The organism is Citrobacter sp. Marseille-Q3906, from assembly GCF_916618775.1.
GTDB classification, from domain to species: domain Bacteria; phylum Pseudomonadota; class Gammaproteobacteria; order Enterobacterales; family Enterobacteriaceae; genus Citrobacter; species Citrobacter murliniae.
The window spans coordinates 57,363-83,883 of the sequence record NZ_CAKAKA010000001.1; the positions used below are offsets into that span (position 1 = coordinate 57,363).

The window sequence follows — 26,521 nt, forward strand, 5'->3', positions numbered from 1 at the left end:
CTAAACTCTTCGCTACAATGGGTGTACCTTTTGTTCAGAGACATCCATTGTGGCGTTACTCATCATTACCACGATTCTGTGGGCCTTTTCTTTTAGCCTGTTTGGCGAGTACCTTGCTGGTCATGTCGATAGCTATTTTGCGGTACTGGTTCGTGTTGGGCTTGCGGCGCTGGTATTCCTGCCGTTTCTGCGTACCCGTGGGCACGGCGGAAAAACAATCGGTCTGTACATGTTGGTGGGAGCCATGCAGCTTGGCATCATGTATATGCTGAGTTTCCGTGCCTATCTCTATCTGACGGTTTCAGAGTTACTGTTGTTTACTGTCCTGACGCCGCTCTACATTACGCTAATTTATGACCTGATGAGCCGACGCCGCTTACGCTGGAGTTACGCGTTCAGCGCGTTACTGGCGGTGATTGGTGCAGGGATTATTCGTTACGATCAGGTGACCAGTCATTTCTGGACCGGCCTGCTTCTGGTGCAGCTTTCCAACATTAGCTTTGCCATCGGTATGGTGGGTTACAAGCGTCTGATGGAAACTCGTCCAATGCCACAACACAACGCCTTTGCCTGGTTTTATATGGGGGCGTTGCTGGTGGCGATTGTTGCCTGGTTCATGTTGGGGAATGCCCAAAAAATGCCTGAAACCACGTTGCAGTGGGGGATCCTGGTGTTTCTTGGGGTGGCGGCATCTGGCATTGGTTACTTTATGTGGAACTATGGCGCGACGCAGGTGGACGCGGGTACGCTGGGCATTATGAATAATATGCATGTGCCTGCGGGACTGTTGGTTAACCTGGCAATCTGGCATCAACAGCCTCACTGGCCGAGCTTTATCACTGGTGCGGCTGTGATAGTGGCCTCACTGTGGGTACATCGGCATTGGGTCGCTCCGCACTCCGCACAAACGGTAAGTGATCGCAGGCGTGATTCCGCGCTGAACGAATAAACGCTTCAGTGACTGGCTGGCGCTGCTCACCGTCGCGTACAGCGGCGTACAGTCGACTCCACAATCCATCGCCCAGGGTTTTGGTCACCACCAGACCCTGGCGTTCAAAACTCTCCACTACCCAGTGCGGCAAGGCGGCGATACCCATTCTGGCGGCAACCATCTGAATCAACAGCAGGGTGTTATCCACGCTCTTCAACGACGGGCTAATGCCAGCAGGCTGCAGGAAATGACGCCAGACATCCAGTCGACTGCGCTGTACCGGATAAATGAGAAGAGTCTCACTGGCTAAATCTTCCGGCGTGATCTGCGTTTTGCTGGCCAGCGGGTGATCGGGTGCCAGGATCAGACGCACTTCAAAATCGAACATCGGTGAGTAGTGCAGGCCACTACGCGGCAGAATGTCGGACGTCATTACCAGATCCAGCTCATCCTGCTGTAATGCCGGCTGCGGATCGAACGTCACGCCGGATTTAAAATCCATCTCTACTTGCGGCCAATTTGCGCGGAAATTCTCCAGCGCGGGGGTCAACCACTGAATACAGCTATGACACTCAATGGCGATACGCAGCCGGGTTTGCTGCGGCTCATTACATGCCTGCAGCGCACGACCAATTTGTGGCAGCACCTGGTTTGCCAGTTGCAGCAAAATTTCGCCCTGCGGCGTAAAGCGCAAAGGCTGACTTTTGCGGACAAATAGTCGAAAGCCAAGACGCTGCTCCAGATCGCTGAACTGGTGAGACAGGGCGGATTGGGTCTGATGCAGCGTCGCTGCTGCGGCTGCCAGCGAACCACTATTCCGCAACGCTTGCAGCGTTTTCAGATGTTTAATCTCGATCATGAAAGTCCTTCACCTCGGCATGAACAAATTGCGCTTGAGGAATACACAGTACCTTTACATTATGGATGTGTAAACATCTGGACGGCTAAAATCCTTCGTCTTTTAAATTTATGGTGTGTTGGCTGCGTTTTTCCACCCCGGTCACTTACTTCAGTAAGCTCTCAGGGATGAATAAACTTGCCTCCTTCCCTAAATTCAAAATCTATAGGATTTACATATAATTAGAGGAAGAAAAATGACAATACTTAATCACACCCTCGGTTTCCCTCGTGTTGGCCTGCGCCGCGAGCTGAAAAAAGCACAAGAAAGCTACTGGGCGGGAAATTCCTCTCGTGAAGAGTTGCTGGTAGTAGGCCGTGAGCTGCGTGCCCGCCACTGGGATCAACAAAAGCAAGCGGGTATTGACCTGCTGCCGGTGGGGGACTTTGCCTGGTACGATCACGTCCTGACCACCAGTTTGCTGTTGGGTAACGTCCCGGCCCGCCATCAGAACAAAGACGGCTCTGTCGACATCGACACCTTATTCCGCATTGGCCGTGGCCGTGCACCGACCGGTCAACCGGCGGCGGCGGCAGAAATGACCAAATGGTTTAATACCAACTATCACTACATGGTGCCGGAGTTCACTAAAGGTCAGGAGTTCAAACTGACCTGGACCCAACTGCTGGACGAAGTTGACGAAGCGCAGGCGCTGGGTCACAAAGTGAAACCGGTGCTGCTGGGTCCTGTGACTTACCTGTGGCTGGGCAAAGTGAAGGGCGAGCAGTTTGACCGTCTGAGCCTGCTGAAAGACATTCTGCCAGTTTACCAGCAGGTGCTGACTGGGCTGGCGCAACGTGGCATTGAGTGGGTGCAGATTGATGAACCGGCACTGGTGCTGGAACTGCCGCAGGAGTGGCTGGATGCTTACAAATCAGCGTATGACGCGCTCACAGGACAAGTGAAGCTGCTGTTGACCACCTATTTCGAAGGAGTAACCCCGAATCTCGACACCATCACCGCACTGCCGGTACAGGGTCTGCATGTTGACCTGGTCCATGGTAAAGATGACGTGGCAGAACTGCACAAACGTTTGCCGGATGACTGGTTGTTCTCTGCAGGTCTGGTGAATGGCCGCAACGTCTGGCGTGCCGATTTAACCGAGAAATATGCGCAGATTAAAGACATTGTCGGCAAACGTGCGCTGTGGGTAGCCTCTTCGTGTTCCCTGCTGCACAGCCCAATTGATCTGAGTGTCGAGACTCGCCTTGATGCTGAAGTGAAGAGCTGGTTTTCTTTCGCTCTGCAAAAATGCGGTGAGCTGGCGCTGCTGCGTGATGCGCTGAACAGCGGTGATACTGCCGCGCTGGAGGAGTGGAGCGCGCCGATTCAGGCTCGTCGCCATTCAACCCGTGTACATAATGCAGCCGTTGAAAAACGTCTGGCTGCGATCACAGCACAGGACAGCCAGCGTACCAATGCTTATCCGGTACGTGCCGAAGCACAGCGTGCGCGCTTTAACCTGCCGGCATGGCCGACCACGACCATTGGTTCCTTCCCGCAAACCACGGAAATTCGCGGTCTGCGTCTGGACTTCAAGAAAGGCAATCTTGACGCCAACAACTACCGCACCGGCATTGCGGAGCACATTAAACAGGCCATTGTAGAACAGGAGCGTTTAGGCCTCGACGTGCTGGTACACGGTGAAGCCGAGCGTAACGACATGGTGGAGTATTTCGGTGAGCATCTGGATGGCTTTGTCTTCACCCAGAACGGTTGGGTACAGAGTTACGGCTCTCGCTGCGTGAAGCCGCCAGTGGTAATTGGTGATGTCAGCCGTCCGGAAGCGATTACCGTTGAGTGGGCGAAGTACGCACAGTCACTGACTGATAAACCGGTTAAAGGCATGCTGACTGGCCCTGTGACTATTCTCTGCTGGTCATTCCCACGTGAAGATGTGACTCGTGAAACTATCGCTAAACAGATTGCGCTGGCGCTGCGTGATGAAGTCGCGGATCTGGAAGCCGCTGGCATTGGCATCATCCAGATTGACGAACCGGCATTGCGCGAAGGTCTGCCACTGCGTCGCAGCGACTGGGCAGCATACCTGGAGTGGGGCGTGGAAGCTTTCCGCATTAATGCTGCGGTGGCGAAGGACGAAACCCAAATCCACACTCATATGTGTTATTGCGAGTTTAACGACATCATGGATTCGATTGCGGCGCTGGACGCAGACGTGATCACTATTGAAACCTCACGTTCTGACATGGAGCTGCTGGAGTCATTCGAAGAATTTGACTATCCGAATGAAATCGGACCGGGCGTGTACGACATCCACTCACCGAACGTTCCAAGTGTCGAGTGGATTGAAGCCCTGCTGAAGAAAGCTGAGCAACGTATCCCCGCAGAGCGTCTATGGGTGAACCCGGACTGCGGTCTGAAAACCCGCGGCTGGCCGGAAACCCGTGCCGCACTGGCAAACATGGTCAAAGCCGCGCAGAACCTGCGTCAGGCGTAAGATTAAAAACGGAGGCGCAAGCCTCTGTTCTGATGAGATGTTTTGTAAGCCGGGTAAGGCGTAGCCACTACCCGGCAAAATACGTTATTTCTTCCCGCCATAAAGTGCGAACCACTCCAGCATTCTTTGCCAGCCGTCTTTTGCAGACTCTTCGTGATAGCTCGGACGGTAATCGGCGTTAAACGCGTGTCCGGCATCGGGATAGACCACGATTTCCGCTTTGGCATTCGCGGCGCGTAATGCCTGACGCATCGTTTCGATAGTCTCTTGTGGAATGCTGTAGTCCTGACCGCCGTAAAGCCCCAATACCGGTGCATTCAGGTCGGTAGCGATATCGACAGGGTGTTTAGGTGAGTTCAGGGTTTTGTCGCCAATCAGTTTTCCGTACCACGCCACAGCCGCTTTGAGCTGTGGATTGTGAGCGGCATACAGCCAGGCGATACGACCGCCCCAGCAAAAACCGGTGATCATCAGTTGATGTGCATCACCGCCGTTGCGGGAGGCCCAACTGGCAACGTGGTCCAGATCGGCCAGCACCTGGGAGTCAGGCACTTTAGCTACCAGGCCACTCAGTAGCGTAGGGATATCTGCAAAATCATTTGGATCGCCCTCGCGAAAATAGAGTTCCGGGGCGATAGCCAGATACCCTTCCAGCGCAAGTCGGCGGCAAACATCACGGATATGTTCATGAATGCCAAATATTTCCTGCACGACGATGACTACGGGCAGCGGGCCATCAGCCTGTTTTGGCCGCGCGTGATACGCCGGCATATCATCGCCTTGAGAAGGTATTGACGTTACACCTGCGATAATCGCGTTATCCGGTGTGTGAACTGTTGTTGATGCGGGTGGGGATGCAGCAGGTGCAAAGCCAGATTGTCGTATTGTTGTCATGGTATTCTCCGTACCCTTAAATAATCAGCAAAAAAGCGCATTGTTAACTATAGACACATGCAACGAATCACATTGCCTTAAACGGTCTATCTTTTGTGCAAGGCTTCCCGATGATGAGTGGTTAATGTGATGTGTGTCACTTTTTCACGGTAAATTAATGCAATTGATTTACATCATGGTGATGACTGTCACGAAAATATGTTTATGCCTTCGGTAAAGTGTCTTTTTGCTTCTTCTGACAAAACCGATTCACAGAGGAGTTTTTTATGTCTAAGTCTGATGTTTTTCATCTCGGCCTCACTAAGAACGATTTACAAGGGGCCCAGCTCGCTATCGTCCCTGGCGACCCGGAGCGTGTGGAAAAGATCGCCGCGCTGATGGATAAGCCGGTCAAGCTGGCATCTCATCGCGAATTCACTACCTGGCGTGCAGAACTGGATGGTAAAGCAGTGATCGTCTGCTCCACCGGTATCGGCGGCCCATCTACTTCTATCGCTGTAGAAGAACTGGCTCAACTGGGCATTCGTACCTTCCTGCGTATCGGCACTACTGGTGCTATTCAGCCGCATATCAATGTTGGTGATGTGCTGGTAACCACGGCATCCGTTCGCCTGGACGGTGCAAGCCTGCACTTTGCGCCAATGGAATTCCCGGCTGTTGCGGACTTCGAATGCACCACCGCGCTGGTTGAAGCAGCGAAATCTATCGGTGCAACTACTCACGTGGGCGTTACTGCCTCTTCTGATACCTTCTACCCAGGCCAGGAGCGTTACGACACCTTCTCTGGTCGTGTGGTGAGCCGTTTCAAAGGTTCTATGGAAGAGTGGCAGTCCATGGGCGTTATGAACTATGAAATGGAATCCGCTACGCTGCTGACTATGTGCGCAAGTCAGGGTCTGCGTGCAGGTATGGTTGCTGGTGTTATCGTCAACCGTACTCAGCAAGAGATCCCGAATGCAGAAACCATGAAGCAAACGGAAAGCCACGCGGTGAAAATCGTGGTAGAAGCAGCGCGTCGCCTGCTGTAATACACCCTTCTTTGTAAAAAGGCCGACGTGTTCGGCCTTTTTATTTTGCGTAGTGCCTCGCAGGAAATTCCTTTTAAACTGGACGTTTATACAGCACAATTCTATTTTGTGCAGGTAAGTCGTTGCTGTAAGGGGGCGTTGTGGATATTTCAATTATGATGAGTGCTGTGGTGGCGTTGGCTGCAGGGCTGCTTGTGGGTTGGCTGGCGACCAAAGCGCGTGCCGATCAGATCCGAGCAGATCTCATCGAAGAACGGCGTGAGTTGGATATTGCGCTGAGCGCCGCCCGGCAACAGCTTTCGCAGGAAGCCCACTGGCGAGAAGAGTGTGAGCTACTCAATAACGAGTTACGCAGCTTACACAGCATCAACACCTCTCTGGAAGCCGATCTCCGGGAAGTCACCACCCGTCTGGAAGCGACGCAGCAGCACGCTGAAGATAAAATTCGCCAGATGATCAACAGTGAACAGCGTCTGAGCGAGCAGTTCGAAAACCTTGCGAACCGTATTTTTGAGCACAGCAACCGCCGCGTTGACGAGCAAAACCGGCAAAGCCTGAATAGTTTGCTTACGCCATTGCGTGAACAGCTGGACGGTTTTCGCCGTCAGGTTCAGGATAGCTTTGGTAAAGAGGCGCAGGAAAGGCACACTCTGGCGCACGAAATTCGTAATCTCCAGCAATTGAACGCGCAGATGGCGCAGGAAGCCGTTAACCTGACGCGGGCGTTGAAAGGGGATAACAAGACCCAGGGGAACTGGGGAGAAGTGGTGCTCACGCGAGTGCTGGAGGCTTCCGGTCTGCGTGAAGGCTATGAATATGAAACCCAGGTCAGTATTGAAAATGACGCGCGTTCACGGATGCAACCGGATGTTATTGTCAGACTGCCACAGGGAAAAGACGTGGTTATCGACGCTAAAATGACGCTGGTCGCCTACGAGCGCTATTTTAATGCAGAAGATGACTACACCCGGGAGAGCGCGTTGCAGGAGCATATTGCCTCTGTGCGTAACCATATTCGTCTGTTGGGACGCAAAGATTACCAACAGCTCCCAGGGTTACGCACGCTTGACTATGTACTGATGTTTATTCCCGTTGAACCTGCTTTTTTGCTTGCGCTGGACAAACAGCCCGAACTGATAACCGAAGCACTCAAAAATAACATTATGCTGGTTAGCCCTACTACGTTGTTGGTGGCATTGCGCACTATCGCGAATCTGTGGCGTTATGAACACCAGAGCCGTAACGCGCAGCAGATTGCAGATCGGGCCAGCAAGCTTTATGACAAAATGCGGTTGTTTATCGATGATATGTCGGCGATCGGCCAGAGTCTGGACAAAGCGCAGGACAGCTACCGACAGGCGATGAAAAAACTCTCCTCAGGGCGTGGAAACGTCCTGTCGCAGGCAGAAGCGTTTCGTGGATTAGGTGTAGAAATTAAGCGCGAGATTAATCCTGAACTGGCTGAACAAGCCACAACTCAGGATGAAGAATACCGCTTACGCTCGGTCCCGGAGGCGCAGCTGGATGAGGCTTATCCCGATAATGCGGCGGCAAATCAGCAATCGAACTAGCCCGTTTGGGGTAGTTGAACCCGGCAGAAGGGTAGGGCAAATTAGCCCAATCTGTTACACTTCTCGAACATTTTATTGATGAGTAGGCACTGAGATGGTGGAAGATTCACAAGAAACGACGCACTTTGGCTTTCAGACCGTCGCTAAAGAGCAGAAAGCTGACATGGTGGCCCACGTTTTTCATTCTGTGGCGTCTAAATATGACGTTATGAATGATTTAATGTCATTTGGCATTCATCGTTTGTGGAAGCGCTTCACCATTGACTGTAGTGGCGTGCGTCGCGGACAAACCGTTCTGGATTTGGCGGGTGGTACGGGAGATCTGACGGCGAAATTTTCTCGCATGGTTGGTGAAACCGGTCAAGTCGTCCTGGCGGATATCAATGACTCAATGCTCAAAATGGGTCGCGAAAAGCTGCGCAATATCGGTGTGATTGGTAACGTCGAGTATGTCCAGGCAAATGCTGAGGCACTGCCTTTCCCTGACAATACCTTCGACTGCATCACGATTTCGTTTGGTCTTCGTAACGTAACGGAAAAAGAGAAAGCATTACGATCCATGTATCGGGTATTGAAGCCCGGTGGACGCTTGCTGGTGCTGGAGTTTTCCAAACCGATTATCGAACCTCTGAGCAAAGCGTATGATGCTTACTCTTTCCATATTCTGCCACGTATTGGTTCAATGGTGGCCAACGATGCAGAAAGCTACCGTTATCTGGCGGAGTCCATCCGCATGCATCCCGATCAGGACACCTTAAAAGCGATGATGCAAGATGCCGGGTTTGAAAGCGTGGATTACTACAACCTGACAGCAGGTGTGGTTGCGCTGCACCGTGGCTATAAGTTCTGACAGGAGATCGGGGATGCCTTTAAAACCCTTAGTGACCGCAGGAGTTGAAAACCTACTCAACACCTTTCTGTACCGTTCGCCTGCGCTGAAATCAGCCCGAACGCGTCTGCAGAGCAAGGTGCTGCGTGTGGATCTCAAAGGATTTTCGACACCGTTAGTCCTGGTGTTTAGTGAGCGCCAGGTCGATGTGCTGGGGGCCTGGGAAGGCGAAGCCGATTGCACCGTGATCACACATGCCAGCGTTTTACCGAAATTACGCGACCGGCAGCAACTCACAACCCTTATTCGTAGCGGCGAGCTGGAAGTTCAGGGCGATATTCAGGTGGTACAGAACTTTGTCGCTCTGGCTGACCTTGCAGAGTTTGATCCTGCTGAACTGTTAGCGCCCTATACCGGCGATATCGTCGCGGAAGGGGTCAGCAAAGCCCTGCGTGGTGGGGCGAAGTTTCTGTGTCACACCATGCAACGTCAGCAGCGTTACGTTGCCGAAGCGATCACTGAAGAGTGGCGTATGGCTCCTGGTCCGCTTGAGGTTGCATGGTTCGCGGAAGAAACGTCAGCCGTTGAGCGTGCGGTTGAATCTCTGGCCAAACGGCTGGAAAAACTGGAGGTCAAATGACGCCAGGTGAAGTACGGCGCCTTTATTTCATCATTCGCACTTTTTTAAGCTACGGTCTTGATGAACTCATCCCCAAAATGCGTATTACGCTGCCGCTTCGGTTGTGGCGTTACACCTTGTTCTGGATGCCTAATCGGCATAAAGAAAAGCCACTGGGTGAGAGACTGAGACTGGCGTTGCAAGAATTGGGGCCAGTGTGGATCAAGTTTGGTCAAATGCTCTCCACCCGTCGTGACCTTTTCCCTCCGCATATCGCCGATCAACTGGCACTGTTGCAGGATCGTGTTGCCCCCTTTGATGGACAAAGAGCAAAACAGCAAATTGAAGAAGCAATGGGTGGGTTACCCGTTGAGGCATGGTTTGATGATTTTGAGATCCAGCCACTGGCATCTGCGTCCATTGCACAGGTACACACGGCCCGACTGAAATCGAATGGTAAAGAGGTCGTGATCAAGGTTATTCGCCCGGACATTCTGCCGGTTATCAAAGCGGATTTAAAACTGATCTATCGCCTTGCCCGTTGGGTTCCTCGCTTGCTGCCTGACGGTCGCCGTTTGCGGCCGACGGAAGTGGTTCGCGAATATGAGAAGACATTAATTGATGAGTTGAATTTGCTGCGTGAATCGGCGAATGCTATTCAATTGCGCCGCAATTTTGAAGACAGCCCGATGCTGTACATCCCGGAAGTGTATTCCGACTATTGCAGTCAGAACATGATGGTGATGGAGCGTATTTACGGTATCCCCGTTTCGGATGTTGCAACGCTTGAGAAGAACGGCACCAACATGAAGTTGTTGGCCGAGCGCGGTGTGCAGGTCTTCTTTACTCAGGTATTCCGTGACAGTTTTTTCCATGCCGATATGCATCCTGGCAACATTTTTGTCAGCTATGAACACCCTGAAAATCCAAAGTACATCGGCATAGATTGCGGGATTGTTGGCTCATTAAATAAAGAAGATAAACGCTATCTGGCTGAAAACTTCATTGCGTTCTTTAATCGTGACTACCGTAAGGTTGCAGAGCTGCATGTAGATTCTGGCTGGGTTCCACCGGATACCAACGTCGAAGAATTTGAATTTGCTATTCGTACCGTCTGCGAGCCGATATTTGAAAAGCCGCTGGCGGAGATTTCATTTGGTCACGTGCTGCTGAATCTGTTTAATACGGCACGTCGATTTAACATGGAAGTCCAGCCCCAACTGGTGCTGTTGCAGAAAACACTGCTGTATGTTGAAGGCGTTGGGAGACAGCTTTATCCGCAGTTGGATTTGTGGAAGACGGCCAAGCCATTTCTTGAATCCTGGATTAAAGAGCAGGTCGGAATTCCCGCCCTTGTCAGGGCATTTAAAGAAAAAGCACCGTTCTGGGTCGAAAAAATGCCAGAAATACCTGAACTGGTGTATGACAGTTTGCGCCAGGGCAAATATTTACAGCACAGTGTTGATAAGATTGCGCGCGAGCTTCATGCGAATCACGTCCGTCAGGGACAATCTCGTTATTTATTGGGTATTGGCGCGACGTTGTTGTTAAGTGGGACATTCTTGCTGGTAAGTCGTCCTGAGTGGGGGCTTATGCCTGGTTGGTTAATAGCGGGCGGCGTCATTGCCTGGCTGATCGGCTGGCGCAAAATGCGCTGAATTTTTCATCGCTCAAGGCAGGTCGTGTAACGTATACTACGGCCTTATTAATTCATCATCTATGACAGAGGAACATGTATGGGTGGTATCAGTATCTGGCAGTTGTTGATCATTGCCGTCATCGTTGTGCTGCTATTCGGCACCAAGAAACTCGGCTCCATCGGTTCCGATCTTGGTGCGTCTATTAAAGGCTTCAAGAAAGCGATGGGAGATGATGAACCCAAGCAGGATAAATCCAGTCAGGACGCTGATTTTACTGCTAAATCCATCACCGATAAGCAGGGCGAAGTGAAAAAAGAAGACGCCAAAAGCCACGATAAAGAGCAGGTATAATCCGTGTTTGATATCGGTTTTAGCGAACTGTTATTGGTGTTCGTGATAGGCCTCATCGTATTGGGGCCACAACGATTGCCGGTTGCGGTAAAAACGGTCGCGGGCTGGGTTCGTGCGTTGCGTTCCCTTGCAACTACTGTTCAGAATGAACTGACCCAGGAGCTTAAGCTTCAGGAGTTTCAGGACAGCCTGAAGAAGGTTGAGAAAGCGAGCCTGACAAATCTGACGCCGGAGCTGAAAGCATCGATGGATGAATTGCGTGAAGCTGCAGAGTCGATGAAGCGTTCTTACAGCGTTAACGAGCCTGAGAAAGCGAGCGATGAAGCGCACACTATCCATAATCCGGTGGTGAAAGATAGCGAAGCGCAGCATGAAGGGGTTACTCCTGCTTCCGCTGAAACGCAGGCCAGCTCGCCGGAGCAAAAACCGCAATCCACGGGTACCAGGACATCTGAATCGACGGAAACCGCGTCCGAAACAGTGATGGACGCTGAAAAGAAAACCGCCGCGCCTGTTGTCGAATCCTCCCCATCGTCGAGTGATAAACCGTAAACATGGCTGTAGAAGATACTCAACCGCTCATCACGCATCTTATTGAGCTGCGTAAGCGACTCCTGAACTGCATTATTGCCGTAATGGTAATCTTTTTGGCGTTGGTTTATTTTGCCAACGACATTTACCATATGGTTGCGGCACCGCTGATAAAACAGATGCCGCAGGGTGCGACGATGATCGCCACGGATGTGGCCTCGCCGTTTTTTACCCCGATAAAACTCACTTTCATGGTGTCGCTGATCCTTTCAGCGCCAGTGATCCTGTATCAGGTATGGGCGTTTATTGCTCCTGCTTTGTATAAGCATGAGCGTCGCCTTGTTGTGCCGTTACTGGTTTCCAGTTCGTTGCTGTTCTATATCGGTATGGCATTTGCCTACTTTGTCGTCTTCCCGTTAGCCTTTGGTTTCCTTGCTAATACGGCACCGCAAGGCGTACAAGTATCGACAGATATTGCCAGTTACCTTAGCTTCGTGATGGCGCTATTTATGGCTTTTGGGGTCTCTTTTGAGGTTCCTGTTGCCATTGTGCTGCTGTGCTGGATGGGTATTACGACGCCTGATGACTTGCGTAAGAAACGTCCATACGTTGTTGTCGGTGCATTTGTCGTGGGGATGTTACTGACCCCGCCAGATGTCTTCTCGCAAACGCTGTTGGCAATACCAATGTACTGCCTGTTTGAAGTGGGCGTTTTCTTCTCCCGTTTCTATGTCGGTAAGCGACGTACGCGAGACGAAGATAACGAGGCTGAGAATGCAAAAGAAGCTGAAGCCACCGAGAAAACCGAAGAATAAATTCAACCGCCCGTCAGGGCGGTTGTCATATGGGAGGAAGCATGTTTGATATTGGCGTTAATTTAACCAGTTCACAATTTGCGAAAGACAGGGATGAGGTTGTAGCGCGCGCCTTTGCGGCCGGTGTTCACGGTATGCTTCTGACCGGAACGAACCTGCATGAAAGCCAGCAGGCGCTAAAGTTGGCGCAGCATTACCCGAATTGTTGGTCCACAGCCGGCGTCCATCCGCATGATAGTAGCCAGTGGCAATCCTCAACCGAAGAAGCGATAGTCGCTCTGGCAAACCAGTCTGAAGTGGTCGCCATTGGTGAATGCGGTCTGGATTTCAATCGTAATTTCTCCACGCCACAAGAGCAGGAGCGGGCTTTTGAGGCACAACTGCGTATTGCTGCTGAATTGCAGATGCCAGTTTTCATGCATTGCCGGGATGCGCATGACCGTTTTCTGGCATTGCTGGAGCCCTGGCTGGACAGCATTCCAGGCGCGGTACTGCATTGCTTCACCGGTTCACGTCAGGAGATGCAGGACTGCGTGGACAGAGGGCTTTATATTGGTATTACCGGATGGGTCTGCGATGAGCGTCGGGGGATGGAGCTTAGGGAGCTGTTACCTTTTATTCCGGTAGAGAGGCTCCTGATCGAAACTGATGCGCCTTATTTACTGCCCCGCGATCTAACACCTAAACCGTCTACACGGCGTAATGAGCCGGCCTACCTGCCGCACATTCTTGAACGGATTGCACACTGGCGCGGGGAAAATCCTCAATGGCTATCAACAACAATCGACTCCAACGTGAGAACGCTGTTTGAAGTTACCTTCTAAGGTAGATTAAATTTTTCGAAAACCGGTGTTTTTCACGCTCTGCTTAACCTCTTTATTCAACAGGTTAAGCAGAAGCATAGAGCGTGCTTCGCCATCAGGTTCAGTGAAGATCGCTTTCAATCCTTCAAATGCACCTTCAGTGATAATCACATAGTCCCCTGGATAAGGGGTTTCCGGATCAACAATACCCTCGGGTTTGTAGATGGAAAGCTGGTGAATAACTGCAGAGGGAACCGTCGCTGGTGTTGCTCCAAAGCGTACGAAATGGCTGACGCCACGCGTGGCATTGATCGTCGTGGTGTGGATCACTTCCGGGTCGAATTCGACAAACATGTAATTAGGGAAAAGTGGCTCACTGATTGTGGTACGTTTGCCGCGCACCATTTTTTCCAGGGTGATCATAGGCGTCAGGCAGTTCACCGCCTGCCTTTCCAGGTGTTCCTGGGCACGCTGAAGTTGCCCGCGTTTGCAGTACAGTAAATACCAGGATTGCATAATAACTCTTATCCGCTTGTTCTGAGCGCAAGCATAACAAAAGCCATGCGCTAAGTTAATTATACCCGACTTAAAGCAACTCGAAATCCGTTGGGTATATACTCCCGGGGCTTAGATGTACCGCCAGAGTTCACGCTAATTTAACAAAAATACAGCATCGCAATGATGAACGCCGTATAATGAAGCGCTTACGAAGAGGCCACAATGGACGCCATGAAATATCACGATTTACGCGACTTCCTGACGCAACTTGAGCAGCAAGGCGAGCTCAAACGCATCACGCTTCCGGTGGATCCCCATCTGGAAATCACTGAAATAGCCGATCGCACCCTGCGTGCTGGTGGGCCTGCGTTGCTGTTTGAGAATCCCAAAGGCTATTCAATGCCAGTGCTGTGTAACCTGTTTGGCACGCCGAAGCGTGTTGCCATGGGAATGGGACAAGAAGATGTCTCTGCGTTGCGGGAAGTGGGTAAGTTGTTGGCGTTTTTGAAAGAGCCTGAGCCGCCAAAAGGATTTCGCGATCTGTTTGATAAGTTGCCGCAGTTCAAGCAGGTACTGAACATGCCGACTAAGCGGTTACGCGGTGCGCCTTGTCAGCAAAAAATCTATTCAGGCGATGATGTCGATCTAAACCGTATTCCGATAATGACCTGCTGGCCGGAAGATGCAGCTCCGCTGATCACCTGGGGACTCACCGTAACGCGGGGCCCCCATAAAGAGCGACAGAATCTGGGTATTTATCGCCAGCAGCTGATTGGCAAAAATAAACTCATCATGCGCTGGCTTTCTCATCGTGGCGGCGCGCTTGATTATCAGGAGTGGTGTGCGGCTCATCCAGGCGAACGTTTCCCGGTTTCCGTTGCGCTGGGCGCTGATCCGGCAACGATTCTGGGGGCCGTAACGCCAGTACCTGATACGTTATCGGAATACGCTTTTGCGGGCTTGTTACGTGGTACCAAGACCGAAGTGGTTAAATGTATTTCCAACGATCTCGAAGTTCCTGCCAGCGCGGAGATTGTGTTGGAAGGGTATATAGAGCCGGGAGAAATGGCGCCGGAAGGCCCGTATGGCGACCATACAGGCTACTACAATGAGGTGGATAGCTTCCCTGTTTTCACCGTTACACACATTACTCAGCGTGAAGATGCGATTTATCACTCGACTTACACCGGCCGTCCGCCAGATGAGCCTGCGGTACTAGGCGTGGCGCTGAACGAAGTTTTCGTGCCTATTCTGCAAAAACAATTCCCGGAAATCGTCGATTTTTACCTGCCGCCGGAAGGCTGCTCTTATCGACTGGCCGTAGTGACGATGAAAAAGCAGTACGCTGGCCATGCTAAACGCGTCATGATGGGTGTTTGGTCGTTTTTACGTCAGTTTATGTACACCAAATTTGTTATTGTCTGCGATGATGATGTCAACGCACGTGACTGGAACGATGTGATTTGGGCAATTACCACCCGTATGGACCCGGCAAGGGATACGGTTCTGGTAGAAAATACGCCAATTGATTACCTGGATTTTGCCTCGCCGGTTTCCGGCCTTGGTTCAAAAATGGGACTGGATGCCACAAATAAATGGCCGGGTGAAACCCAACGTGAGTGGGGACGCCCGATTAAAAAAGATCCTGAAGTGACTGCGCGTATTGACGCAATTTGGGATGAATTGGCCATCTTTAATGACGGCAAAAGCGCCTGAGGCGCGATCATTTTGCCTATTGATCCGACAGAGAGAGCGCATGACAACCTTAAGCTGTAAAGTGACCTCGGTAGAAGCTATCACTGACACCGTATATCGCGTTCGTTTAGTGCCAGACGCGGCGTTTTCCTTTCGTGCTGGTCAGTATTTAATGGTCGTGATGGATGAACGGGATAAGCGTCCGTTTTCCATGGCATCTACACCGGATGAGCACGGATTCATTGAGCTGCACGTTGGCGCCTCTGAGCTAAATCTTTATGCCATGGCCGTTATGGATCGAATTCTGAAAGACCGGGAAATTAAGGTCGATATTCCACACGGTGAAGCCTGGCTGCGTGATGATGAAAATCGTCCGCTGATCCTGATCGCTGGCGGTACAGGGTTCTCTTATGTGCGCTCAATTCTGCTAACAGCACTGGCGCGTAATCCAGACCGTGATGTCACGATTTACTGGGGCGGGCGAGAAGAGAAGCATCTTTATGATCTCTCCGAGCTGGAAGCCCTGTCAGTTAATCACCCTAATCTGCGCGTTGAGCCAGTGGTGGAACAACCTGAAGCGGGTTGGCGTGGTCGCACGGGCACAGTATTAACCGCTGTATTGCAGGATTACGGTACCCTGGCGGAACATGATATCTATATCGCCGGACGTTTTGAGATGGCAAAAATCGCACGCGACCTGTTTTGCAATGAACGCAGCGCGCGTGAAGACCGCCTGTTTGGCGACGCTTTCGCATTTATTTAAGCAGGGTGCGCCGGAGCTTTTCCGGCGCATTCAGGTCGTTAATGCCCGATCACTCACTCCCTGAATTGCTGAGATTGCTGGTTCGGTCTCTGTGAATCTCCCCGTTCGTGACGAATTACCCTCATCGTTATTTTTTAGTAAACACAGGTGTTCTGCCTTGACGCTCTATTTGCCATGTTTTTATATAAAAACTATCGTCAAAATTCTATTTTGTGATGTCTGTCTTTGTGTTTAGTAAACAAAAAAGTCAGTCTGTGCAGAGATAATTTTGCGTCAAGCGAATGGGGGAATCATGAGGCTCGGACTGGATATTGGTGGGACTAAAATCGAAGCAGTGGTGATTGATAACACGGGTGAGATTATTTACCGCGAACGATGCAGTACACCAAAGCAGAGCTACGGCGATTTTTTCCGGGTCGTCACGGACGCTATCGTGAAAGCCATGAAGACCGTTAATCGACCATTATCAGTCGGTGTGGGTGTGCCCGGCGCAGTCGACAGTGATGGGTTAATAAAAAACTCCAATATTCTGGTGCTCAATCAACAACCCTTCGCACGCGATCTTGAGCAGGCGCTGGGAATACCTGTGCCCGTAACCAACGACGCCAACTGTTTTACGTTGTCGGAGGCCATGGACGGAAGCGGACGCGGGTATGGAGTAGTGTTTGGAGTGATCCTTGGTACGGGATGCGGTGGTGGATTGTGTGTCGATAACCGTTTGATCTCAGGCCCTAATGCCTGTGCGGGAGAGTGGGGACATAATGCGCTACCGCGTTACAATGAAGAGCGGGACGGCGCGGCGGTAACGTGCTATTGCGGGCAGTTAAACTGTATTGAGAGTTTTATTTCGGGCAGCGGCCTGGAGCGTCAGTACCTGAATCACACCACGCAACATGCCGGTGTTCCTCAAATAATGAAACGGGTCGAGTCTGGTGACGTAGACGCCTGCCTGCTATGGGAGCGCTACTGCGATCAATTAGCCCGAGCGTTAGCTGGCGTGGTCAATACGCTTGATCCAGATGTTATCGTGTTGGGCGGCGGAGTATCCAATATTGGCATACTCTATTCAGGCTTACAGGCGCGGGTGGCACAGTACGTATTTGGAAAACAGTGCCGCACGCCGATTGTCCAGGCTCGTCACGGCGACAGCAGCGGCGTACGTGGTGCCGCCTGGCTGGGTGCACAACAGCCTGCGACCGCAACTACCCGTATGATGACGCACGATCAATGAGAGTGAAATGACGAAACCTGTACGAATCAGAGATATTGCCGAAGCCTGCGGTGTGTCGGTTGGCGCTGTTTCCCGCGCACTAAAAGGGCAACCGGGACTGCGTGAGGATACCCGATTGCGCATTATTTCCGTGGCGGAACAGCAGGGCTACGATTTCTCCCGTCTGCGTAGCGATAAACTCAGGCGCGTCCTGTTTTTGTTGCATCGCCAGCACAACATTAGTCGGGCATTACCGTTTTATTCACCGCTGTTGTTGGGCATAGAAGAAGTATGTCGTGATCACAATATTGCGCTGAGCTTTCTCTCTATTGGTCCTGGTGACGCAGTGGGTGAACAGGTGATGCTGCATCAGCCTGATGCGCTGATCTGTGCCGGATTTTTTGAGCCTGAACTGCTTGGGCTACTGCAACAAATGAAGCTGCCAATGGTACTGGTGGATTTGTGGGTGCCTGGTTTGCCATGCGTCAATCCGGATAATACCCAGGGTGGCTATCTGGCCACTCGACATCTAATCGAACAAGGGCGCAGTCGCATTGCCTTTCTTGCCAGCACACTCTCTCATTACAGTATTCGCCAGCGTGAGAAGGGCTATCGCCAGGCGTTGTATGACGCTCGTCTACTGATGCCGCCAGAGTATGAAGCCATTGCGCCACCGCTTCTGGATACTGAACAATCACTGGTCCAAGCGGTCAACGAATTGTTCAGGTTGCCCGAGCCGCCCGATGCCATTTTTGCTTATAACGATGCGGCAGCGCTGGTGGTTCAGCGAGTGTGTGCGCAGCAAGGTATACGTATCCCGGAAGATCTTTCACTGGTAGGGTTTGATGATATTGATGCCGCAGCCTGGTCACATCCGCCGCTGACCACCATTGCCGTTGATAAACAGCAACTGGGGCGTGAAGCACTGCGTTTGTTGTTGGAAGAACAGCAGGAACAGAATTTGTTGCTACCCGTGCAGTTAGTGGTCCGTACCAGTTCTGTGAAATAAAAAACCCGCCCCTGACAGGCGGGAAAAACGGCAACTAATTGTTATACAGTGGCGCTGTCGTTGCAGGCCGGATAAGACGATATTGCGTCGCCATCCGGCATGGTTGCCGGGGCATTTCGCTTACCCGACCTGCAATAGATGACACTCTCTGATTAAACTCGCTCAAATACTGTCGCGATCCCCTGACCCAACCCGATACACATCGTCGCCAGACCAAACTGCACGTCTTTGCGCTCCATCAGGTTCAGCAAGGTGGTGCTGATACGTGCACCGGAACATCCCAGTGGATGACCCAGTGCGATCGCGCCGCCGTTGAGGTTGATCTTCTCGTCAATCTGCTCCATCAGTCCCAGATCTTTAATGCATGGAAGGATCTGCGCGGCAAAGGCTTCGTTCATTTCAAACAGACCGATATCGCGGGTGGAGAGCCCTGCTTTTTTCAGCGCCAGCTTTGAGGCCGGGACCGGGCCATAACCCATGATTGAGGGGTCGCAGCCGACAACCGCCATTGAACGAATACGGGCGCGTGGTTTCAGACCCAGTTCACGAGCGCGGCTTTCACTCATCACCAGCATGGCAGCTGCGCCATCAGAGAGAGCTGAAGATGTTCCGGCAGTAACTGTACCGCTGACTGGGTCGAACGCCGGGCGCAGGGTGGACAGCGCTTCGACGGTGGTTTCCGGGCGGATAACTTCATCGTAGTTAAACTGTTTCAACACGCCGTCAGCATCGTGGCCACTGGTCGGGATTATTTCATTTCTGAATGCGCCAGACTGTGTCGCTGCCCAGGCCCGGGCGTGTGAGCGTGCGGCGAAGGCATCCTGCATTTCACGGCTGATACCGTGCATACGGGAGAGCATTTCTGCCGTCAGGCCCATCATCCCCGCCGCTTTAGCAACGTTGCGACTCATACCCGGATGGAAATCGACGCCGTGACTCATGGGGACGTGGCCCATATGCTCCACGCCGCCAACCAGACACGCTTGTGCATCGTCGGTCATGATCATGCGTGCCGCGTCGTGCAGTGCCTGCATGGATGAACCGCACAGGCGATTGACCGTTACTGCCGGGACGGAGTGCGGAACTTCTGCCAGCAGCGCGGCGTTACGGGCGATGTTGAACCCTTGCTCCAGCGTCTGCTGTACGCAGCCCCAGTAAATGTCATCGAGAGCCGCAGGATCAAGCGCGGGATTACGCGCCAGCAGGCTACGCATTAAATGTGCGGAGAGATCTTCTGCCCGCACGTTACGAAACGCCCCCCCTTTCGAACGGCCCATCGGGGTACGGATCGCATCAACAATTACAACCTGTTCCATTGTGACTCCTTAAGCCGTTTTCAGGTCGCCAACCGGGCGGGCAGGCTCAACCTGGGGATAATACGGTTCGTTATGACGTGCTTTATTGCGCAATCCTTCCGGGACGTCATACAGCGGACCGAGGTGCTGATACTGTTGCGCCATATCGAGATATTTCGCGCTGCCGAGCGTATCCAGCCAGCGGAACGCACCGCCATGGAACGGAGGGAAGCCCAGGCCGTAAACCAGCGCCATATCTGCCTCTGCTGGACTGGCAATAATGCCTTCTTCCAGGCAGCGCACCACTTCGTTGACCATCGGGATCATCATACGGGCGATAATCTCTTCATCGCTAAAATCGCGCTTCGGCTGACTGACATCTGCCAGCAGACTATCAACAGTGGCATCCTCTTCTTTCTTCGGTTTACCTTTGTTGTCTTCTTTATAGCTCCAGAAGCCGAGGCCGTTTTTCTGTCCAAAGCGACTGGCGTCAAATAATGCGTCAATCGCGTCGCGATAATCTTTTTGCATGCGTTGTGGGAAGCCTGCTGACATGACTGCCTGCGCGTGATGGGCGGTATCAATGCCGACGACATCCAGCAGATATGCCGGACCCATCGGCCAGCCAAACTGTTTCTCCATCACTTTATCGACTTTGCGGAAGTCCGCTCCATCACGCAGTAGCTGGCTGAAACCAGCAAAGTACGGGAACAGCACACGGTTAACGAAGAAGCCGGGGCAGTCGTTGACCACAATCGGCGTCTTACCCATACGGCTTGCCCAGGCGACAACTTTGGCGATGGTTTCATCCGAGCTTTTTTCACCGCGAATGATCTCTACCAGAGGCATACGGTGCACCGGATTAAAGAAGTGCATGCCGCAGAAGTTTTCCGGGCGCTTCAGAACGCTGGCCAGTTCACTAATTGGAATAGTGGAGGTGTTTGAGGCCAGCACGGTATCATGGCGAACCTTCTCTTCGGTCTCTGCCAGTACCGCTTTTTTCACTTTCGGATTCTCAACGACCGCTTCCACTACCACATCTACGCGCTCAAAGCCGGTATAGTCGAGGGTGGGATGAATGGTTGAAATCACGCCTGCCATTTTCAGACCATCAATCTTGCCGCGCTCAAGCTGTTTGTTCAGCAGTTTGGCGGCTTCAGTCATACCAAGCGTCAATGATTTATCATTGATGTCTTTCATGATAACCGGCACACCTTTCCAGGCAGACTGGTAAGCGATACCGCCGCCCATAATGCCTGCGCCCAATACTGCGGTCTGCTTCGGTGCCTCAATGTCTTTAGTCAGCTTCTTCGCTTTTGCTTTTACGTACTGATCGTTGAGGAAGATACCGACCAGCGCGCGTGCTTCACTGGTGTGCGCCAGTGGCACAAAGCTTTTATTTTCCAGATTCAGTGCTTCTTCACGACCAAAGCGTGCTGCGGCTTCAATCGTTTTTACCGCGGTGATGGGGGCAGGGTAATGTTTACCTGCAGTCTGCGCGACCATGCCTTTGGCGATGGTAAAACTCATTGCGGCTTCAATTTTGCTGAGTTTCAGTGGTTCCAGTTTCGGCTGGCGTTTGGCCTTCCAGTCGAGGTCGCCGTTGATTGCCTGACGTAATACAGCCATCGCGCCATCAAGCAGTTTTTCCTGCTTAACAATGCCATCGACCAGGCCAACTTTCAGTGCCTGCTCAGCGCTGATATCTTTACCCGCCGCAATAATTTCCAGAGCGCTGTCGGCGCCCAGTATACGTGGCATACGCACAGAGCCGCCAAAGCCCGGCATAATGCCCAGCTTCGTTTCCGGCAGACCGATACGCAGGTCCGGTGTTGCCAGACGGTAATCGGTCGCCAGCACGCACTCGCAACCGCCGCCCAGCGCATAACCGTTTACGGCGGCAATGGTTGGCACCGGTAAATCTTCCAGCCGGTTAAAGACGCTGTTGGCAAAATGCAGCCACTGGCTTAGCTGCTCTTCAGGAACAAGAAACAATGAAAGGAATTCGGTGATATCGGCGCCAACAATAAAGGCCGCTTTATTCGAGCGCAGCAGCAGACCTTTTAAATCTGTCTGCTTTTCCAGCACATCAAGCGCATGGCCCAGGCTGGCTACGGTTGCCGTATCGAGTTTGTTGACCGAGCCAGGGGCATCGAACACCAGTTCGGCGATGCCATCTTCCAGCCAGTCGAGGTACAGGGTGTCGCCTTTGTAAAGCATGTCAGTCTCCTGAATCCGCAAGGTGATCTGGTCATACCAGATGAATCGAAGTGTGTGTTTTATGTTAATAAAATGCAAATGAATGATTAAAGAAATGACGATTCGATCACGCTCGGCAGAAATCACGCAGCTACAGAACGATGTGCTAAGATGCGGTGACTTGAGGTCAAAAAAACAGAAGGGTAAATAATGGAATCACTGGCCGCACTCTATAAAAATCATATTGTTACCTTACAGGAACGGACCCGCGATGCGCTGGCTCGTTTTAAGCTGGATGCGTTACTTATTCACTCCGGCGAGCTGTTAAACGTTTTTCTCGACGATCATCCATATCCGTTTAAGGTTAATCCGCAGTTTAAAGCTTGGGTACCTGTCACGCAGGTTCCTAACTGTTGGTTGCTGGTAGATGGCGTTAATAAGCCTAAATTGTGGTTCTACTTGCCGGTCGACTACTGGCACAACGTTGAACCGCTACCGACCTCTTTCTGGACGGAAGAAATTGACATTATTGCGCTGCCAAAAGCCGATGGTATTGGCGGCCAACTGCCAGCTGCTCGCGGTAATATCGGTTATATCGGCCCGGTTCCTGAGCGTGCGTTGCAACTGGACATCGCTGCCAGCAATATCAACCCGAAAGGGGTGATCGACTATCTTCATTATTATCGTGCGTATAAAACGGATTACGAGCTGGCCTGTATGCGTGAAGCGCAGAAAATGGCGGTGAGTGGGCATCGTGCGGCAGAAGAAGCCTTCCGTTCCGGTATGAGCGAGTTCGACATTAACCTGGCCTATTTGACTGCCACGGGTCATCGTGACACCGACGTGCCTTACAGCAATATCGTGGCCCTCAACGAACATGCCTCCGTACTGCATTACACCAAACTGGATCACCAGGCGCCGTCAGAAATCCGCAGTTTCCTGCTGGATGCTGGCGCGGAATACAACGGTTATGCGGCAGACCTGACGCGAACCTGGTCGGCGAAAAGCGACAACGACTATGCGCAGCTGGTGAAAGACGTTAACGACGAAGAACTGGCGCTGATTGCAACCATGAAGGCGGGCGTCAGCTATGTGGATTATCACATTCAGTTCCATCAACGTATTGCAAAGCTGTTGCGTAAACATCAAATCATCACCGGTATGAGTGAAGAGGCGATGGTAGAGAACGATCTCACCGGGCCGTTTATGCCGCACGGCATTGGCCACCCGCTGGGTCTGCAGGTTCATGATGTTGCTGGCTTTATGCAGGATGACAGCGGTACACACCTTGCTGCACCATCAAAGTATCCCTACCTGCGCTGTACGCGAGTGCTGCAGCCGGGCATGGTCCTGACTATCGAGCCGGGTATTTACTTTATCGAATCGCTGCTGGCGCCATGGCGCGAAGGGCAATTCAGCAAGCACTTTAACTGGCAGAAAATTGAAGCGCTGAAGCCGTTAGGTGGTATTCGTATTGAAGATAACGTGGTTATCCACGAGAGCAATGTCGAAAACATGACGCGGGATTTAAAACTGGCGTAATGGACAGTTGGTTAATCCCTGCGGCGCCGGTTAGCGTTGTTGAAGAGATCAAAAAAAGCCGCTTTATTACTCTGCTCGCGCATACGGATGGTGTGGAAGCGGCGAAAGCCTTTGTTGAGTCAGTTAGAGCGGAACACCCGGACGCGCGCCACCATTGTGTGGCGTGGGTGGCGGGTGCGCCGAATGATTCGCAACAGCTGGGATTCTCGGATGATGGTGAACCAGCGGGGACGGCAGGGAAACCGATGCTTGCTCAACTGATGGGGAGCGGTGTCGGTGAAATTACCGCCGTGGTGGTACGCTACTACGGCGGTATTCTTCTCGGTACGGGTGGGCTGGTGAAAGCCTACGGCGGCGGCGTGAATCAGGCTTTACGTCAGTTAACAACGCAGCGCAAGACGCCATTAACCGAATATACTTTGCAGTGTGAGTACGGCCAGTTGGCTGGCATTGAAATATTGTTGGGGCAGTTTGACGGTAAAATAATTTCCAGTGATTACCAGGCATTTGTTCGGCTCAGGGTAGCGCTTCCTTATGCGAAAGTGGATGAATTTTCGGCAAAGCTGGCGGATTTTAGTCGTGGTTCATTGCAATTGTTAGCGATTGAAGAATAATCCCCACCTCATTTTGAAGAATTAAGGAAGCGGCAGAGATGCATTTTCGCGCCATAACCCGAATCGTTGGACTACTGGTCATCTTATTTTCGGGGACAATGATCCTCCCCGGACTGGTAGCTCTCATCTACCGTGATGGTGCGGGTCGTGCATTTACGCAAACTTTCTTTGTCGCGCTGGCAATTGGTTCCATGCTGTGGTGGCCGAACCGTAAGGAAAAGGGTGAACTGAAATCCCGCGAAGGGTTTCTGATCGTCGTCTTGTTCTGGACCGTGCTGGGCAGCGTGGGTGCGCTACCATTTATCTTTTCCGAAAGTCCTAACCTCACGATTACTGATGCGTTTTTCGAATCCTTTTCGGGGTTAACAACGACAGGTGCGACGACGCTGGTGGGGCTGGATTCATTGCCGCACGCCATTCTCTTTTATCGCCAAATGCTGCAATGGTTTGGTGGTATGGGGATCATCGTGCTGGCGGTCGCTATCCTGCCTATTCTTGGCGTCGGTGGTATGCAGCTCTATCGGGCAGAAATGCCTGGGCCGCTCAAAGATAATAAAATGCGTCCGCGTATTGCTGAAACGGCAAAAACGTTATGGCTTATCTATGTACTGCTGACGATTGCATGTGCGCTGGCGCTATGGTTTGCCGGGATGCCGGCGTTTGATGCCATTGGGCACAGTTTTGCCACCATTGCTATTGGCGGCTTCTCTACACACGATGCCAGTGTTGGCTATTTCGACAGCCCCACTATTAACACGATTATTGCTATCTTTTTACTGATCTCCGGCTGTAACTATGGCCTGCACTTCTCTTTATTAAGTGGGCGTAGTTTAAAGGTCTACTGGCGCGACCCGGAATTTCGCATGTTCATCGGTGTGCAGTTGACGCTGGTGGCTGTCTGTACGCTGGTGCTGTGGGTACACAACACCTATGGTTCGGCGCTAACGACGATCAATCAGGCCTTTTTCCAGGTAGTATCAATGGCGACCACCGCAGGGTTTACTACGGACAGTATTGCCCGCTGGCCGCTGTTCCTGCCGGTACTGTTGCTGTGTTCTGCATTTATTGGTGGCTGTGCTGGCTCAACGGGTGGTGGTTTGAAGGTCATTCGTATCCTGCTGCTGTTTAAGCAGGGTAACCGGGAACTCAAAAGGCTGGTCCACCCCAATGCGGTTTACAGTATTAAACTGGGTAATCGTGCGTTGCCGGAACGGATCCTTGAAGCGGTATGGGGATTCTTCTCAGCCTATGCGCTGGTGTTTATTATCAGTATGCTGGCAATTATAGCGACCGGTGTGGATGACTTCTCAGCATTTGCCTCTGTTGTTGCGACCCTGAATAACCTGGGACCAGGGCTGGGCGTTGTTGCCGACAACTTTGCCAGTATGAACCCAGTGGCGAAATGGATCCTGATTGCCAATATGCTATTTGGTCGTCTCGAGGTCTTTACTTTGCTGGTACTCTTTACCCCTACCTTCTGGCGTGAATAACGGAGTAACACGTGAAAACACTGATTCTTTTTTCTTCCCGGGATGGACAAACGCGCGAAATCGCCGAGTATCTGGCTTCTGAACTAAAAGAACTGGGCGTCTGGGCCGATGTTGTGAATCTGCATCGCACCGAAGAGCCTGACTGGAAAAACTATGACAGCGTGGTGATTGGTGCATCAATTCGCTACGGTCATTACCATACTGCTTTTCAGGAGTTCGTGAAGAAGCATGCCACGCGGCTGAATGCGATGCCGAGTGCATTCTACTCCGTTAACCTGGTTGCTCGTAAGCCGGAAAAGCGTACCCCGCAGACCAACAGCTATGCGCGCAAGTTTCTGATGAGCTCGCCGTGGCGACCAGACCGCAGTGCGGTGATTGCCGGAGCTTTACTTTATCCTCGTTATCGTTGGTATGACCGTGTCATGATCAAACTGATTATGAAGATGTCGGGCGGTGAAACGGATACAAGTAAAGAAGTCGTATATACCGACTGGGAACAGGTCGCGATTTTTGCGCGGGAAATTGCCCAATTAACCAACAAAGCGTTGTTAAAATAAACGCAAAGAATAAAAAATACGCAGTCGGAAGATTATTTTAAATTTCCCCTTGTCAGCCTGAAATAACTCCCTATAATGCGCCTCCACTGACACGGAACAACGGACTACAGGCCGCCGGGTCAGCGGGGTTCCACTGAGAACTTCGCAGAGAAAAGCAAAAATAAATGCTTGACTCTGAATGAGGAAAACGTATTATACGGGACCTCGCGACAGAGCGCCAAAGCGCGTCGCAACTGCTCTTTAACAATTTATCAGACAATCTGTGTGGGCACTCAATGATA

The 26,521-nt window shown here is 51.9% G+C and carries 24 protein-coding genes; 19 read left to right on the forward strand and 5 right to left on the reverse strand.

Annotated elements, in window-relative coordinates; translation table 11 throughout:
- Nucleotides 1-49 precede the first annotated feature (49 nt).
- Entirely contained in the window at nt 50-949 is a 900-nt protein-coding gene (locus LG384_RS00295; protein WP_225760307.1) for a carboxylate/amino acid/amine transporter, read from the forward strand.
- Here the strand turns inward: LG384_RS00295 and metR are convergent.
- Nucleotides 837-1,790, reverse strand: a complete 954-nt coding sequence (metR, locus tag LG384_RS00300) for an HTH-type transcriptional regulator MetR (RefSeq protein ID WP_200042395.1) — start codon at nt 1,788-1,790, stop codon at nt 837-839. The two genes, LG384_RS00295 and metR, sit on opposite strands and share 113 nt — an antisense overlap.
- 235 nt (nt 1,791-2,025) lie before the next feature.
- On the opposite strand from metR, the gene metE reads away from it, so the two are divergent.
- The gene (gene metE, locus LG384_RS00305) at nt 2,026-4,287 is read left to right on the forward strand and encodes a 5-methyltetrahydropteroyltriglutamate--homocysteine S-methyltransferase (RefSeq protein WP_045449140.1); all 2,262 of its coding nucleotides are present in this window, start codon (nt 2,026-2,028) and stop codon (nt 4,285-4,287) included.
- Between the two features lie 84 nt (nt 4,288-4,371).
- On the opposite strand, the gene LG384_RS00310 is transcribed toward metE, so the two are convergent.
- Complete coding sequence (locus LG384_RS00310) at nt 4,372-5,181, reverse strand: dienelactone hydrolase family protein (protein ID WP_045449142.1); 810 nt, start codon at nt 5,179-5,181, stop codon at nt 4,372-4,374.
- Nucleotides 5,182-5,447: 266 nt separating this feature from the next.
- Between LG384_RS00310 and udp the strand changes: the two genes are divergently transcribed.
- The 9 genes from udp (at nt 5,448) to tatD (ending at nt 13,389) form a co-directional block, all read left to right on the forward strand.
- Nucleotides 5,448-6,209 (forward strand): uridine phosphorylase, encoded by a 762-nt coding sequence (udp, locus tag LG384_RS00315; protein WP_006686084.1) that lies wholly within the window; start codon nt 5,448-5,450, stop codon nt 6,207-6,209.
- A gap of 140 nt (nt 6,210-6,349) precedes the next feature.
- Nucleotides 6,350-7,780, forward strand: coding sequence for a DNA recombination protein RmuC (gene rmuC, locus LG384_RS00320; RefSeq protein ID WP_225760308.1), 1,431 nt, complete (start codon nt 6,350-6,352; stop codon nt 7,778-7,780).
- 94 nt (nt 7,781-7,874) lie between these two features.
- A complete protein-coding gene (gene ubiE, locus LG384_RS00325) occupies nt 7,875-8,630 on the forward strand; it encodes a bifunctional demethylmenaquinone methyltransferase/2-methoxy-6-polyprenyl-1,4-benzoquinol methylase UbiE (protein WP_045449144.1) in 756 nt (251 codons plus the stop codon).
- A gap of 13 nt (nt 8,631-8,643) precedes the next feature.
- A complete protein-coding gene (ubiJ, locus tag LG384_RS00330; protein WP_225760309.1) occupies nt 8,644-9,249 on the forward strand; it encodes a ubiquinone biosynthesis protein UbiJ in 606 nt (201 codons plus the stop codon).
- Nucleotides 9,246-10,886, forward strand: coding sequence for a ubiquinone biosynthesis regulatory protein kinase UbiB (gene ubiB, locus LG384_RS00335; protein WP_045449149.1), 1,641 nt, complete (start codon nt 9,246-9,248; stop codon nt 10,884-10,886). Before ubiJ ends, ubiB begins: the two co-directional genes overlap by 4 nt.
- Before the next feature lie 78 nt (nt 10,887-10,964).
- Nucleotides 10,965-11,219, forward strand: a complete 255-nt coding sequence (gene tatA / locus LG384_RS00340; protein WP_045449152.1) for a Sec-independent protein translocase subunit TatA — start codon at nt 10,965-10,967, stop codon at nt 11,217-11,219.
- 3 nt (nt 11,220-11,222) lie between these two features.
- Nucleotides 11,223-11,771 carry a Sec-independent protein translocase protein TatB gene (tatB, locus tag LG384_RS00345; RefSeq protein WP_045449154.1) on the forward strand — a complete coding sequence of 183 codons (549 nt, stop codon included), beginning with the start codon at nt 11,223-11,225 and terminating at the stop codon, nt 11,769-11,771.
- Between the two features lie 2 nt (nt 11,772-11,773).
- Complete coding sequence (gene tatC / locus LG384_RS00350; protein ID WP_045449155.1) at nt 11,774-12,565, forward strand: Sec-independent protein translocase subunit TatC; 792 nt, start codon at nt 11,774-11,776, stop codon at nt 12,563-12,565.
- A gap of 41 nt (nt 12,566-12,606) precedes the next feature.
- Nucleotides 12,607-13,389 (forward strand): 3'-5' ssDNA/RNA exonuclease TatD, encoded by a 783-nt coding sequence (gene tatD, locus LG384_RS00355; RefSeq protein ID WP_225760310.1) that lies wholly within the window; start codon nt 12,607-12,609, stop codon nt 13,387-13,389.
- Nucleotides 13,390-13,395: 6 nt separating this feature from the next.
- On the opposite strand, the gene rfaH is transcribed toward tatD, so the two are convergent.
- Complete coding sequence (rfaH, locus tag LG384_RS00360; RefSeq protein ID WP_045449160.1) at nt 13,396-13,884, reverse strand: transcription/translation regulatory transformer protein RfaH; 489 nt, start codon at nt 13,882-13,884, stop codon at nt 13,396-13,398.
- A gap of 204 nt (nt 13,885-14,088) precedes the next feature.
- On the opposite strand from rfaH, the gene ubiD reads away from it, so the two are divergent.
- From ubiD to LG384_RS00380, 4 genes are all read left to right on the forward strand, one after another.
- Nucleotides 14,089-15,582, forward strand: coding sequence for a 4-hydroxy-3-polyprenylbenzoate decarboxylase (ubiD, locus tag LG384_RS00365; RefSeq protein WP_045449162.1), 1,494 nt, complete (start codon nt 14,089-14,091; stop codon nt 15,580-15,582).
- A gap of 40 nt (nt 15,583-15,622) precedes the next feature.
- Nucleotides 15,623-16,324 carry an NAD(P)H-flavin reductase gene (fre, locus tag LG384_RS00370; protein WP_045449163.1) on the forward strand — a complete coding sequence of 234 codons (702 nt, stop codon included), beginning with the start codon at nt 15,623-15,625 and terminating at the stop codon, nt 16,322-16,324.
- Nucleotides 16,325-16,616: 292 nt separating this feature from the next.
- Nucleotides 16,617-17,555, forward strand: a complete 939-nt coding sequence (locus LG384_RS00375; RefSeq protein ID WP_045449165.1) for an ROK family protein — start codon at nt 16,617-16,619, stop codon at nt 17,553-17,555.
- A gap of 7 nt (nt 17,556-17,562) precedes the next feature.
- Nucleotides 17,563-18,543 carry a LacI family DNA-binding transcriptional regulator gene (locus LG384_RS00380; protein WP_225760311.1) on the forward strand — a complete coding sequence of 327 codons (981 nt, stop codon included), beginning with the start codon at nt 17,563-17,565 and terminating at the stop codon, nt 18,541-18,543.
- Nucleotides 18,544-18,695: 152 nt separating this feature from the next.
- On the opposite strand, the gene fadA is transcribed toward LG384_RS00380, so the two are convergent.
- Together fadA and fadB are read right to left on the reverse strand one after the other, a co-directional pair.
- Complete coding sequence (fadA, locus tag LG384_RS00385; RefSeq protein WP_225760312.1) at nt 18,696-19,859, reverse strand: acetyl-CoA C-acyltransferase FadA; 1,164 nt, start codon at nt 19,857-19,859, stop codon at nt 18,696-18,698.
- Between the two features lie 9 nt (nt 19,860-19,868).
- Nucleotides 19,869-22,058, reverse strand: coding sequence for a fatty acid oxidation complex subunit alpha FadB (gene fadB, locus LG384_RS00390; protein WP_225760313.1), 2,190 nt, complete (start codon nt 22,056-22,058; stop codon nt 19,869-19,871).
- Between the two features lie 189 nt (nt 22,059-22,247).
- On the opposite strand from fadB, the gene pepQ reads away from it, so the two are divergent.
- Genes pepQ through hemG form a run of 4 tightly spaced genes read left to right on the forward strand, consistent with a single transcriptional unit; the run spans nt 22,248 to nt 26,240 of the window.
- The gene (gene pepQ / locus LG384_RS00395) at nt 22,248-23,579 is read left to right on the forward strand and encodes a Xaa-Pro dipeptidase (protein WP_225760314.1); all 1,332 of its coding nucleotides are present in this window, start codon (nt 22,248-22,250) and stop codon (nt 23,577-23,579) included.
- Complete coding sequence (locus tag LG384_RS00400) at nt 23,579-24,193, forward strand: IMPACT family protein (protein ID WP_045449173.1); 615 nt, start codon at nt 23,579-23,581, stop codon at nt 24,191-24,193. The genes pepQ and LG384_RS00400 overlap by 1 nt, the downstream gene beginning before the upstream one ends.
- Nucleotides 24,194-24,231: 38 nt before the next feature.
- Entirely contained in the window at nt 24,232-25,683 is a 1,452-nt protein-coding gene (gene trkH, locus LG384_RS00405; protein WP_045449175.1) for a Trk system potassium transporter TrkH, read from the forward strand.
- 11 nt (nt 25,684-25,694) lie between these two features.
- Nucleotides 25,695-26,240 carry a menaquinone-dependent protoporphyrinogen IX dehydrogenase gene (hemG, locus tag LG384_RS00410; protein WP_045449176.1) on the forward strand — a complete coding sequence of 182 codons (546 nt, stop codon included), beginning with the start codon at nt 25,695-25,697 and terminating at the stop codon, nt 26,238-26,240.
- Nucleotides 26,241-26,521: the final 281 nt, after the last annotated feature.

Excerpts from the sequence above, each read along its gene's own strand:
- metR (WP_200042395.1), bottom strand. The coding sequence starts at position 1,790 with ATGATCGAGATTAAACATCTGAAAACGCTGCAAGCGTTGCGGAATAGT.
- metE (WP_045449140.1), top strand. The coding sequence starts at position 2,026 with ATGACAATACTTAATCACACCCTCGGTTTCCCTCGTGTTGGCCTGCGC.
- LG384_RS00310 (WP_045449142.1), bottom strand. The coding sequence starts at position 5,181 with ATGACAACAATACGACAATCTGGCTTTGCACCTGCTGCATCCCCACCC.
- udp (WP_006686084.1), top strand. The coding sequence starts at position 5,448 with ATGTCTAAGTCTGATGTTTTTCATCTCGGCCTCACTAAGAACGATTTA.
- ubiE (WP_045449144.1), top strand. The coding sequence starts at position 7,875 with ATGGTGGAAGATTCACAAGAAACGACGCACTTTGGCTTTCAGACCGTC.
- ubiJ (WP_225760309.1), top strand. The coding sequence starts at position 8,644 with ATGCCTTTAAAACCCTTAGTGACCGCAGGAGTTGAAAACCTACTCAAC.
- ubiB (WP_045449149.1), top strand. The coding sequence starts at position 9,246 with ATGACGCCAGGTGAAGTACGGCGCCTTTATTTCATCATTCGCACTTTT.
- tatA (WP_045449152.1), top strand. The coding sequence starts at position 10,965 with ATGGGTGGTATCAGTATCTGGCAGTTGTTGATCATTGCCGTCATCGTT.
- tatC (WP_045449155.1), top strand. The coding sequence starts at position 11,774 with ATGGCTGTAGAAGATACTCAACCGCTCATCACGCATCTTATTGAGCTG.
- tatD (WP_225760310.1), top strand. The coding sequence starts at position 12,607 with ATGTTTGATATTGGCGTTAATTTAACCAGTTCACAATTTGCGAAAGAC.
- rfaH (WP_045449160.1), bottom strand. The coding sequence starts at position 13,884 with ATGCAATCCTGGTATTTACTGTACTGCAAACGCGGGCAACTTCAGCGT.
- ubiD (WP_045449162.1), top strand. The coding sequence starts at position 14,089 with ATGGACGCCATGAAATATCACGATTTACGCGACTTCCTGACGCAACTT.
- fre (WP_045449163.1), top strand. The coding sequence starts at position 15,623 with ATGACAACCTTAAGCTGTAAAGTGACCTCGGTAGAAGCTATCACTGAC.
- LG384_RS00375 (WP_045449165.1), top strand. The coding sequence starts at position 16,617 with ATGAGGCTCGGACTGGATATTGGTGGGACTAAAATCGAAGCAGTGGTG.
- LG384_RS00380 (WP_225760311.1), top strand. The coding sequence starts at position 17,563 with ATGACGAAACCTGTACGAATCAGAGATATTGCCGAAGCCTGCGGTGTG.
- fadA (WP_225760312.1), bottom strand. The coding sequence starts at position 19,859 with ATGGAACAGGTTGTAATTGTTGATGCGATCCGTACCCCGATGGGCCGT.
- fadB (WP_225760313.1), bottom strand. The coding sequence starts at position 22,058 with ATGCTTTACAAAGGCGACACCCTGTACCTCGACTGGCTGGAAGATGGC.
- pepQ (WP_225760314.1), top strand. The coding sequence starts at position 22,248 with ATGGAATCACTGGCCGCACTCTATAAAAATCATATTGTTACCTTACAG.
- LG384_RS00400 (WP_045449173.1), top strand. The coding sequence starts at position 23,579 with ATGGACAGTTGGTTAATCCCTGCGGCGCCGGTTAGCGTTGTTGAAGAG.
- trkH (WP_045449175.1), top strand. The coding sequence starts at position 24,232 with ATGCATTTTCGCGCCATAACCCGAATCGTTGGACTACTGGTCATCTTA.